This window comes from Candidatus Polarisedimenticolaceae bacterium (assembly GCA_036376135.1).
Classification (GTDB): Bacteria; Acidobacteriota; Polarisedimenticolia; order Polarisedimenticolales; family DASRJG01; genus DASVAW01.
Genome location: DASVAW010000138.1, coordinates 19,133 through 30,314, shown reverse-complemented (window position 1 = coordinate 30,314; position 11,182 = coordinate 19,133). Strand labels below are relative to the sequence as shown.

10 protein-coding genes are annotated in these 11,182 nt (G+C 72.9%); 8 read left to right on the top strand and 2 right to left on the bottom strand.

Annotation, left to right across the window (positions count from 1 at the left end):
• From VF139_14490 to VF139_14480, 3 genes are all read left to right on the top strand, one after another.
• On the top strand, nt 1-974 hold a 974-nt coding region (locus VF139_14490; protein HEX6852601.1), incomplete at its 5' end, for a hypothetical protein.
• Between the two features lie 4 nt (nt 975-978).
• Nucleotides 979-1,965, top strand: a complete 987-nt coding sequence (waaF, locus tag VF139_14485; GenBank protein HEX6852600.1) for a lipopolysaccharide heptosyltransferase II — start codon at nt 979-981, stop codon at nt 1,963-1,965.
• Nucleotides 1,962-3,494 (top strand): tetratricopeptide repeat protein, encoded by a 1,533-nt coding sequence (locus VF139_14480; GenBank protein ID HEX6852599.1) that lies wholly within the window; start codon nt 1,962-1,964, stop codon nt 3,492-3,494. Before waaF ends, VF139_14480 begins: the two co-directional genes overlap by 4 nt.
• Here VF139_14480 and VF139_14475 read toward each other — a convergent pair.
• Complete coding sequence (locus VF139_14475) at nt 3,457-4,665, bottom strand: pyridoxal phosphate-dependent aminotransferase (GenBank protein ID HEX6852598.1); 1,209 nt, start codon at nt 4,663-4,665, stop codon at nt 3,457-3,459. The genes VF139_14480 and VF139_14475 overlap by 38 nt on opposite strands.
• 55 nt (nt 4,666-4,720) lie before the next feature.
• Between VF139_14475 and accC the strand changes: the two genes are divergently transcribed.
• Genes accC through VF139_14450 form a run of 5 tightly spaced genes read left to right on the top strand, consistent with a single transcriptional unit; the run spans nt 4,721 to nt 10,608 of the window.
• Nucleotides 4,721-6,064 carry an acetyl-CoA carboxylase biotin carboxylase subunit gene (gene accC / locus VF139_14470; GenBank protein ID HEX6852597.1) on the top strand — a complete coding sequence of 448 codons (1,344 nt, stop codon included), beginning with the start codon at nt 4,721-4,723 and terminating at the stop codon, nt 6,062-6,064.
• Nucleotides 6,064-7,788: a carboxyl transferase domain-containing protein gene (locus VF139_14465; protein ID HEX6852596.1), complete on the top strand. Its 1,725-nt coding sequence runs from the start codon at nt 6,064-6,066 to the stop codon at nt 7,786-7,788. The genes accC and VF139_14465 overlap by 1 nt, the downstream gene beginning before the upstream one ends.
• Nucleotides 7,785-8,375 carry a biotin/lipoyl-containing protein gene (locus VF139_14460; GenBank protein ID HEX6852595.1) on the top strand — a complete coding sequence of 197 codons (591 nt, stop codon included), beginning with the start codon at nt 7,785-7,787 and terminating at the stop codon, nt 8,373-8,375. The genes VF139_14465 and VF139_14460 overlap by 4 nt, the downstream gene beginning before the upstream one ends.
• Complete coding sequence (locus VF139_14455) at nt 8,372-9,562, top strand: alanyl-tRNA editing protein (GenBank protein ID HEX6852594.1); 1,191 nt, start codon at nt 8,372-8,374, stop codon at nt 9,560-9,562. Before VF139_14460 ends, VF139_14455 begins: the two co-directional genes overlap by 4 nt.
• On the top strand, nt 9,559-10,608 hold the full coding sequence (locus VF139_14450; GenBank protein HEX6852593.1) for a hypothetical protein: 1,050 nt from the start codon (nt 9,559-9,561) through the stop codon (nt 10,606-10,608). Before VF139_14455 ends, VF139_14450 begins: the two co-directional genes overlap by 4 nt.
• On the opposite strand, the gene VF139_14445 is transcribed toward VF139_14450, so the two are convergent.
• Nucleotides 10,574-11,152, bottom strand: a complete 579-nt coding sequence (locus VF139_14445; GenBank protein ID HEX6852592.1) for a hypothetical protein — start codon at nt 11,150-11,152, stop codon at nt 10,574-10,576. The two genes, VF139_14450 and VF139_14445, sit on opposite strands and share 35 nt — an antisense overlap.
• Nucleotides 11,153-11,182: the final 30 nt, after the last annotated feature.

Genomic DNA, 11,182 nt, shown 5'->3' with positions numbered 1-11,182 from the left:
TAACATCCGCGCTCATGGACGACCGCACGCCTCCCGCCGACCTTTCGCGCGTCCGAACCCATCCGCTCGCCGAGCGCTCCAACAAGGTGAAGCTCGAGGACTTCGGCAAGCCCGTGGACCCCGTCGATTCGCTCGACGAGTTCGTGGACGGCCTGCCGAACATCCTCGCGGGCCGGACGCTGCGCGAGCTGGCCTCGGCGATCGTCGACGCCCGCGCCGCGGGGCGCGAGGTCGTCGTCGCCATGGGCGCGCACGTCGTCAAGGTCGGGATCGCGCCCGTGCTGATCCGGCTGATGGAGGATCGCGTGGTCACCGCCCTCGCCCTCAACGGGGCGGGAGCGATCCACGACTGGGAGATCGCCGCGATCGGCGAGACCTCCGAGGACGTGGCGGCGGTGCTGCACCAGGGGCGATTCGGCATGGCCGCGGAGACGGGGCTCGCGCTGAACGAGGCGGCGAAGGAGGCGGCGGCGCGCGGCGAGGGGCTCGGGGCGGCGCTCGGACGGCGGATCTGCGACGCCGGGCTTCCCCACCGCGGCGCGAGCCTGCTCGCGCGGGCGCACGAGCTCTCGATCCCGGCCACGGTCCACGTCGCGATCGGCTCGGACATCGTGCATCAGCACCCTTCCGCCGACGGCGCCGCGATCGGCTCGGCGACCTTCACCGACTTCCGTCGCCTCGTCACCGTGGTCTCGCGCCTCTCGGGAGGCGTGTGGATCAACCTCGGCTCGGCGGTGCAGCTCCCCGAGGTCTTCCTGAAGGCGCTCAGCGTCGCGGAGAACCTCGGTCACGACGTGTCGGGTTTCGCGACCGCCAACCTCGACATGATCCGGCACTACCGCACCGACGAAAACGTCCTGCGCCGGCCCACGCTCGGAAAGGGTCGTGCCTTCGGGCTGACGGGGCACCACGAGATCAACGTCCCGCTCCTCGCGGCCGCGATCGGGATCGAGCGCGCCCGGCGCCAGCCCTGAGCCGATGCGCCGCACGCTCGTGGTCCAAACGGCGTTTCTCGGCGACGTCGTGTTGACGACGCCGCTCCTGCGTGCCCTCCACGGAACCGGCGCCGAGGTGAGCGTGGTCGCCACGCCGCTCGGCTGCGCCGTCCTCGACGGTGCGCCGTTCGTCGCGCGCCTGCGCTCCTACGACAAGAAGAAGGGGGAGAAGGGTCTCGCCGGGACGCTTCGCCTGGGGTTCGCGCTTCGGCGCGAGCGGTTCGACGTGGCGATCGCGGCGCAACGCTCGTTCCGCAGCGGCGTCCTCGTCCGGCTTTCGGGGGCCCGCGAGCGCGTGGGTTTCGACGGAGCGGCGGGACGGTGGGCGTACACGAGGAAGGTGGCGTGGAACGCCGATCGGCACGCCGTGCATCGCTACCTCGCCCTGTTCGACGGACCGGCCGACCCGACCCCCGAGCTTGCGATCGACCCCGGCGCCGCGGCTCGCGTGGAGGCGCTGCTCCTCGAGCACGGCGTGGCCCCGGCGGACGGCGTCCTCGCCGTCGCGCCCGGCTCGGTGTGGGGAACCAAGCGCTGGACCCCCGAGGGGTTCCGGGCGGTGATCGAGGCCGCGCCCGCCCGGGGGCTCAAGCCGGTGCTGGTCGGATCCCCCGAAGAGCGGCCGCTGTGCGACGCGATCGGCGGGGCGCCCGTCCTCGCCGGCACGACGGGCGTCGCCGAGCTCACGGCGCTTCTCGCCCGCTCTCGGGCGCTCGTCACCAACGACAGCGGCCCGGGGCACGTGGCCTCCGCGGTCGGAACGCCCGTCGTGGCGGTCTTCGGGCCGACCGTCCCGTCGTTCGGCTACACGCCGTTCGGCGAGCGGAACCGGATCGTCGAGCTCGCCGGCCTCGACTGCCGCCCGTGCGACCGTCACGGACCGCAGGTGTGCCCGCTCGGGCACCACCGCTGCATGAAGGACCTGCACCCCTCGCGCGTGCTCGCCGCGCTCGACGAGGTCCTCGCTTGAGCGTCGAGAGACGCTGGATCCTCGGGGTGGCGCTCGCGGCGGTCCTTCCCCATCTCGTCGTGATCGGAAACCCGCTCCTCCACGACGCCCCGATCGCGATCACGGGAAACGAGGTCGTGCAGCGCCTGCCGATCTCCCAGGTCTGGGAGCGGGATTTCTGGGGGCTGGAACCGCGCGCCGGGACGCCGTGGAGCGGCTCCTGGCGGCCGCTCGTCACCCTGACCTGGGCGGCGCAGGCGAGAACGCTGGGAAACGCCCCCGCCCTCTACCACGCGGGGGATCTCGCGATCCTCGGTGCGGCGGCGGCGCTCCTCTTCGCCCTGCTGGCGGAACTCGGGACCGGGCGTCCTCCCGCGGCGGCGGCGGCGGCCCTGTTCGCGTGGCACCCGGCGGTGACGGAAGCGGTCGCGAGCGCGGTGGGGCGCGCGGACCTCCTCGCGGCGGCGCTCCTCCTCGCGGCGTTGCTCGCGCAGGGGCGCGGGCGTGGGGCCTTGGCGCTTGCGCTCCTCGGTGCGTCGATGCTCTGCAAGGAGAGCGCGGTCTCAGGGGCGTTCGTCCTGATCGCCCTGGCGTGGGCGCGTGGGGAGGGACGGCGCACGCTCCGGTTCCAGGGCGCGTGCCTTGGGGTCCTTGCGGCGTACCTGTTGGTGCGAAGCGCGACCCTCGGCGGCCTCGGCGCCGTCCCGATGATCGCGGCGACCGACAACCCGCTCGTCGGGGCGGGCACCGGGGCGCGCGCCGCCGCGGCGCTGGACCTCCTCGCGCTCGCCGCACGCCTGGTCGTCGCCCCGTTCGGGTTGAACCACCTCTACGCGACCGGCACGATCGACGTGCCTCGAACGATCGCCGCGCTCGCGGGCGGGACGATTCTCGTCTCGCTCGCGATCCTCGCGTGGCGCTTCCGGGATCCGAGGGTCTGGCTCGGCGCGGCGCTGTTCGCCTTCCCGCTGCTGCCGGCGCTGCACGTGGTGTCGCCGGCGGGGGTGCTGTTCGCCGAACGCTGGCTGGTGCTCCCGCTCGCGGGCGCGGCGTGCCTGGCCGCCTGGGCCGTGCGCAAGCCGACGATCCTCGCGGCGATCGCCGTCGCCCTCGCCGTCCCGACCGTGCGGCGCGACCTCGAGTGGCGCTCGATGGACGCGCTCGTGGCCTCCTCCCTGCGCGCCTATCCGGGGACCGCGAAGGTCTGGAACGAGAAGGGGATCCTCGCCTCGAACGCGGGACGGCACGACGAGTCGGCCGCCGCCTTCCTCGAGGCGACGCGACGCGCCCCCGACGATCCGCGCCCCTGGTTCGGCCTCGCCGGAGCGCTCGAGCGAACGGGGGACCTCGACGGCGCGGAACGCGCCTGGAAACGCCTGCTCGAGCTCGCGCCGGCGAACGCGGGGGCGTTGTGGCTCAAGGTGGCGCGCTGGCAGCTCGGGCACGGGCGCGTCGACGCGGCCCGGGCGACGCTCGAGGAGGCGGCGAGACGTTTTCCGAACGATCCCGCCGTCAGCGCGGCGGCCGGTACGCCTTCAGCGCCGCGGTGAAGACCGCCATCGCTCGGCGGAGCTTGGCTTCCTCGAGGACGTAGGCGATGCGGACCTCGTCCCGCCCGAGACCGGGGGTGGCGTAGAACCCGTCCGCGGGAGCCACGAGGACGGTCTCGCCGTCGAGGTGGAAGTCGCGGACGAGGAACTCCGCGAAGGCGTTCGCGTCGTCGACCGGGATGCGGGCGCAAAGGTAGAACGCCCCCTCCGGACGGCGGACGAGCACCCCCGGAACCGCCGACAACGCGTCGAAGACGACGTCGCGCCGGCGGCGGTACTCCTCGCGCACCGCGGCGAAGTAGCTCTCGGGGACCTCGGTCAGCGCGACGCAGGCGTATTGGCCGAGGGTCGGCGGGCAAAGGCGCGCCTGTCCGAATCGGAGGGCCGCGTCGAGGACCTCGCGGTTGCGCGTTGCGATGTTCCCCACGCGCACGCCGCAGAGCGAGTAGCGCTTGGAGACGCTGTCGACGACGACGACGTGGCGCTCCATCCCCGGCAGGGTCAGCGCCGACCGGGCGCGCCCCGAGCCGTCGTAGACGAACTCGCGGTAGACCTCGTCCGCGACGAGGAACAGGCCGCGGTCGCGGCAGATCGCCGCGAGCGTCGCCATCTCGTCGTCGCGGTAGACGGTTCCGGTCGGGTTGTTCGGAGAGCACACGACGATCGCGCGCGTGCGCGGGCCGATCCTCGCCTCGATCGCGGCGCGGTCGGGGAGGTGGTAGCCGTCCTCGGCGAGCGTGGTGACCGGCACCGGCACGACCCCGATCATCGCCGCGAACCCGTTGTAGTTCGTGTAGAACGGCTCGAAGACGAGGACCTCGTCTCCGGGGTCGCACACCGCGCCCAGGGTGAACAGCAACGCCTCGCTCCCGGCGGTCGTGACGAAGATCTCCTCGGTCGCGAGGTCGACGCCGACGCCGCGGTAGTACTCCTTGAGCGCGTCGACGAGCTCCGGGAGACCCTGCGACGGGCCGTAGGGGACGTACGCCGCGTCGTACCCGCGGATCCGATCCAGGATGGGGCGGGGGCTGGCGACGTCGGGCTGGCCGATGTTGAGGTTGTAGACGGTGCGCCCGGCCGCGCGCGCCGCGACCGCCAGGGGCGCCAGGCGCCGGATCGGCGAGGCGGGCATCGAGACGCCGCGCTTGGAAAGGCCCGGGATCGTGAGCATGACGTCCTCCTCGGGAGCGCCGGCAATTGTAGCGGCCGGTGTAAACTCCGCGCCCATGTTCCGCCGCATTCTCGTCGCCAATCGAGGCGAGATCGCCCTGCGCGTCCTGCGCACGTGCCGCTCGATGGGAATCGAGTCGGTCGCGGTGTTCTCCGAGGCCGACCGCGACGCGCCGTGGCTCGAGGCGGCCGACCGGACCGTGTGCATCGGCCCCGCGCGGGCCGATCGCTCCTATCTCGACGCCGACGCGGTCCTGCAGGCCGCCGAGCAGACCGAATGCCGCGCGGTCCACCCCGGCTACGGCTTCCTCTCGGAGAACGCGCGCTTCGCCGCCCGCTGCGAGCAGCACGGGATCACCTTCATCGGTCCCGGCCCCGGGGCGATCCGACGGATGGGCGACAAGATGGAGGCGAAACGCACGATGGCGGCCGCGGGCGTTCCCACGATCCCCGGCTCGCCCGGCGCCCTCGCCGACGTCGAGGCGGCCGCCCGGCTCGCGGGGGAGATCGGTTATCCCGTGCTCCTGAAGGCGAGCGCCGGCGGGGGTGGGAAGGGGATGCGCCGCTGCGACGACGAGTCGGGGCTCCGTCGCGGATTCGCGGAGGCGACCCTCGAGGCCGACAAGGCGTTCGGGAACGCGACCCTCTACCTCGAGAAGTACCTCGAAGGGGGTCGGCACGTCGAGTTCCAGCTGCTCGCCGACGCCTTCGGCAACGCGATCCACGTCGGCGAGCGCGAGTGCTCGGTGCAGCGCCACCACCAGAAGCTCGTCGAGGAGTCGCCCTCGCCGGCGATCGACGACGCCACGCGGGCGCGGGTGGGGGAGACGACCGCACGCGCGGCGGCGTCGTTCGGCTACCGCAACGCGGGAACGGTGGAGTTCCTTCGCACCCCCGGCGGGGAGCTGTTCTTCATGGAGATGAACACCCGCCTGCAGGTCGAACACCCCGTGAGCGAGATGATCTCCGGCCTCGACCTCGTCGAGGAGCAGATCCGCATCGCCGCCCTCGAGCCGCTGCGTCTCACCCAGGGCGAGGTGCGCCTGTCCGGGCACGCGCTCGAGCTCCGGATCAACGCGGAGGACCCGGACGCCGGGTTCCGCCCCGACCCGGGGACGATCGTCGCCTTCGAGCCCCCCAGGGGCGAGGGAGTGCGCTGGGATTCCGCGGTGCGCGCGGGATGGAAGATCCCGCCGCACTACGATTCCATGATCGGCAAGCTCATCGTGCACGCGCCCACGCGGCCCGAGGCGATCGCGAGGGCGAAACGGGCGCTCGACACCCTGAGGATCGAGGGGGTGAAGACGACGATCCCGCTGCAGCGGTGGATCCTCGACGCCCCCGAGTTCGTCTCGGGGGACTACGACATCGGATTCCTGGGGCGCGAGGGGCGAGGCTGATGGCCAAGGTGCTGCTCGAGCCGGTGGGCGACGCGCGCGAGCGTTTCCTTCCCGACGACGCCTGGCGCGTCCAGCGGGAGCGGATGGTGGCGCGGACCGGCGATCTCGCCGCCAAGCGCGCGGCGGTTCGCGCCGGGTGGGGGGACAAATACGCCGCGCGGGTGCGCGAGAAGGGGAAACTCCCGACCTGGGACCGGATCGACCGCCTCAAGGATCCGGATTCGCCGGTCCTTCCCGTCGGGACGCTCGTCAACTGGGGACGCACGTTCGGCGAGGAGGCGCGCACGTCCCCCGGCGCGGGGGTCGTCACGGCCTTCGTGCGCGTGCACGGACGCTGGGTCGTGGCGATCGCCAACGACAACACCGTCGCGTCGGGATCGTGGTGGCCGCGCACCCCGGAGAAGATCGAGCGCGCGCAGGAGATGGCGCTGCGGCTGCGGCTGCCGGTCGTCTACCTCGTCGATTGCTCCGGCCTCTACCTCCCCGAGCAGGGCCGCACCTTCCCGGGACGGACGGGGGCCGGCGCGATCTTCAAGATGAACGCGCGCCTGTCGGCTGCCGGGGTGCCGCAGATCGCCGGGGTCCACGGCGACTGCATCGCCGGCGGCGGCTACATGCCGATCATCAGCGACGTCGTCTACATGACCGAGCAGGCGTACATGGTCATCGCCGGCGCCGCGCTGATCAAGGGGGCGAAGTCGCAGAAGCTCACCTCCCTGGACATCGGCGGCCCCGACGTGCACGTCCACCTCTCGCGCTGCGCCGACTGGCGCGTTCCCGACGACGAGGTGCTGTTGCGCCGCGTACGGGACGAGATCGCCAAGCTCCCGTCGTCCGCGTGCGACTACTACCGCTACGGCGCCGAGCCGGCGCCGCCGCGATTCGACGCGGCCGAGCTCGACGGGTTGTTCCCCGAGGACCATCGCATGGGGTACGACATGCGCCAGATCCTCGCGCGCCTGTGCGATCACTCGCTGTTCGGCGAGTCGCTCGCCCACGTGGGACCCGAGATGATCTGCGGGGTCGCCAGGATCGGCGGGTTGTACGCCGGAATCGTGGCGAACAACCCCGGCCTCACCGACCACCCGGTCCACCGCGGCGTGAAGCGCCCGGGCGGAATCCTCTATCGGGAGGGGATCGCGAAGATCGCGCAGTTCTCCAGGGCCTGCAACGACGACGGCATCCCGCTCGTCTGGCTGCAGGACATCGCGGGGTTCGACGTCGGCCTCGAGGCGGAGTCGCAGGGCCTGCTCGGCTACGGCTCGAGCCTCATCTACACCAACTCCTCGAACACCGTCCCGATGTTCACGGTCCTGCTCCGCAAGGCCTCCGGAGCCGGGTATTACGCGATGGCGGGGCTTCCGTACGAGCCGGTTCTCCAGCTCGCGACGCCGGTCACGCGCCTGGCGGTGATGGAGGGGCGCACGCTCGCGATCGGCGCCTACAACACCAGGCTCGACGACGACTTCAACGTCGTGGCCTCGACTCCCGAGGAGGCCGACGAGATCCGGCGCGGGATGTCGGCGGTGGAGAAGCGCATCGAAGGGGACATGGACCCCGTGAAGGCCGCCTCCCAGATGGACGTGGACGAGATCGTCGCGCCTTCGGAGCTGCGCCTCTGGCTCGAGTCGGCGGTGGAGATGGCCTACCAGGCGACCGGATACCGGCGCGTGAAGAATCCGCGCATCTGGTCCCTGCACGACCTCAAGATCCTCGCGCGATGAACGAACCGATCCTCGCGGTCGAGGTCGTGCCGGCGGAAGCGGGGTGGCGCGTGCGCGCGCCGCTCCTGGGGCGCTGGAGCGCCCATCCGCACCCCGGCGCGCTCGTCGGGGCGGGGAGCGTCGTCGGTTTCCTCGAGCATCTCGACCGCCGCTACCGGCTCGTCCTCCCGGACGGCGCCGCGGGGCGCGTGCGCGGGACGATGCCCCGCGATCGCATCGTCGCCGTCGAATACGGCCAGACCCTGTTCGAGCTCGCTCCTCTCCGCGCGGACGACGCGGCCGGGCTCGAGGAGGAAGGGCGGACGACCGGGACGGTCGTCGCGGGGCTCCCGGCCGGCCATCACGCCGTCGTCGCCCCGACGGACGGCGTGTTCTACCGGCGTCCGACCCCCGGCGCCCGGCCGTTCGTCCAGGCGGGCGATCGCGTGCGGAACGGCCAGCCGCTCGGGCTCATCGAGGTGATGAAGACCTTCGGCCAGATCCCCTACGGGGGGCCGGGACTTCCCGAGGAGGCCGAGGTCGTCGAGGTCCGCGCCGACGACGCGGCGGAGGTGCGCGCGGGCGACGTCCTCGTGGTCGTGCGGTGACCGACCGGAAGATCTTCCTCGAGGACCCTGGACGGAGCGAGGCGACGACCACGATCGTCGAGCGCGGCACCGAGGACGGGCGCTTCTGGGTCCGGCTGGCCGAAACGATCTTCTACCCCGAGGGGGGCGGCCAGCCCGCCGACCGAGGGACCATCGGCGGCGTCGCCGTCGTCGACGTCCAGGCGCGCGGGCCGAGGGTGCTCCATTTCCTGGAGCGGTCGTTGGACGCGGGCGAGGTGGTCCGCTGCCTGCTGGACGCGGAACGGCGCCTCGATCACCGCCAGCAGCACACGGCGCAGCATCTGCTCACGGCGATCCTGCAGGATCGACACGGCCTTCCGACCACCTCGTTCCACCTCGGCGAGCGGTACACCGCGATCGAGGTCGAGGGGGCTCCGCCTTCCCCCGAAAGGCTGCGTGCCTTCGAGGACGAGGTGGAGGCGGAGATCCGTCGCGACCTCCCCGTCGAGACCCGCTGGGTCGCGCCTCCCGAGCTCGCCGCCCTGCCCGTGCGCACCCGCGGGCTCCCCGACGGCCACGCGGGACCGGTGCGCCTCGTGGAGATCCCCGGAATCGACCTCAACACCTGCGGGGGAACCCACGTCTTACGCCTGGGGGAGATCCGCCTCGTGCACCTGCTCGACGCGACCCCCGCGCGGGGGGGCTCGCGCATCCGCTTCCTCGCGGGGGGACGCGTGACGCGCGCCCTCCGCGACGCCCGCGCGGTGGAGGAGTCCCTGAAGGCGCGGATCGGAACCGCACCCGAGGCGTTCGCGGAGGTTCTCGATCGCTGGCAGGGGGAGCGCAAGCGCCTGGAGAAGCGCGTCCGCCTCCTCGAGGGAGAGCTCGCCGCCCTGCAGGCCGAATCGCTGGCCTCCCGATCCGGGAGCTGGCTCGTGCGCGCGATCGAGGACGCCGGCCCGGATCGGCTCCGCACCCTCGCGAAGGCGACGCTCGCCCTGCGCCCGGATGCGGTCGTCGTCCTCGCGGGGCGGGATGAAGCCTCCGGCGAGGCGGCCTTCCTCGTGCAGTCCGGACCGACGGGGCCCGAGGACGTGGCGGCGCCGGGGGAGCGGGTCCGGGCGCTCATGGGCGCGAAGGGGGGAGGACGCGGCCGCGTCGTGCAGGGACGCGGTGGCTCGTTTCCCACGGAGGCGGCGCTGCGCGCCGCGGCGGAGGGGTCGTGAGCGCTCTCGAGGAGAGACCGGCCGCGCCGGCCGCCGATCCGGCGATGAGGTGGATCGCCGGGTGCGGCTTCGGCTGCCTGGCGTTGATCGTCCTCGCCATCGTCGTCGTGGCGATCGCGGTCTCCTGGCTCGGTCGGGAGGGGCCGCCCCGTCCCGAGGAGGTGCTCGCCGACGGGCGGGAATCGGCTGCGTTCACGGTCGACCTCCGGGCCGACGACCCCGCCGTCGTCGACCTCCTGACCGGGTTCCAGGAGAGCGCGCAGCGCGTGGGCGACGCGCAGTCTCCGTTCAAGGTGCCGGAGTTCTTCCAGCGGATGCGACGCGAGGACGTCCGGAGAAGCCTCCCCGTCCGCCTGGAGTACCTCCGGTGGCGTGGGGAAGGGGATGCGGCGGGACCGTGGCTGACGCGCCTGACGCTCGGACAGGGGGCCTGGAAGGCGCGCATGGCGATGCGACTCGTCGGATGGGTGATGTCGCGCGGCGAGGGCTCGCGGCGCGAGACGGTCGACGGCGTCGACCTCCTCGTGATCGGCCCGAAGGAGGACAACGTCGCCGCGACCGTCGTCTCGAATCGCGTCCTGATCTCCCGCGACGCCGCGCTGCTGCGGCGATCGCTCGATCCCGGCGGGCGCGTCGGCGCCGAGCCCGAGGCCGCCGCCGAGAGCGCGACCCTCCTCGCGGCGGTGGCGATCGACGGGGAGGACGGCCGAGGCTACCTGCGGCCGGTCGGAGCGCTCTCGACCCCCGACGGTGCGCCGCCCATCGCGATCGCCGCCGGCTCCTTCGAGATCGCCTCGCGCGACGTCGTCCGCTTCCGCGTCGCCGTCCGGTGCGCGAGCGCGCCGACCGATGCGAACGCCGCCGCCGAGGCGCTCGAGGCCTGGGTCACGGCGTTCCCCCGGATCAACGACGTGCGCGTGGTGCGCGAGCGGGAGCCGTTCTGGCTCGACCCCGCAACGCTCGTGATCGAAGGGCGGGTCGAGGGGATCGAGGGGCTCCTGGGGAGCCTGTTCAGCGCGAAACGGGAGGGCGCTGCCAACCCGTAGCGGTGCCGCTGCGGTACAGCTCGAGGTCGGCGAAGCGGAACTGACGCGGCGCGGCGCTGTGCAGGAACGCCCAGGCCTGGCCGCCGACGCAGCAGGGCTCGAATCGCGTCCCGAACTTCCCGAAGTGCGCCCGGGAGTACTCCAGCCTGAGGTTGAACCCGCTCTTCTTGAAGGCCCCCGCCGAGCCCAGCGTCCAGGGATGCACGTGCGCCCCGCAGAGGTTCAGCGCGGCCCGACCGGCCTCGGGGAACCCGGGCCCCTTGTCCCAGCCCCGCGGCACGAAGACGTCCCCGAGGGCCTCGTCGTGGATCACCCAGCCGTCGTGCGACGGAAGGTAGTGCTCGTGAGCGAAGTTCGCTTCGTGCCTCAGGCACCAGATCCGCTCGCAGGCGTTGTAGCGCTTGCCGGGCCCGGTCGCGGGCATGCCGCCGTCGGCGCGAGGGGCGGGGCGGGGCGGCGGCGCCTGCGCCGCCGGCAGCGCGGGCTCGGGAGCCGAGCAGGCCGCCCCGAGCATCACGATCGTCAAGAGCCACGGGCCTCGCATGGAGCCAATATTGGCTGTCGCTATACTCGC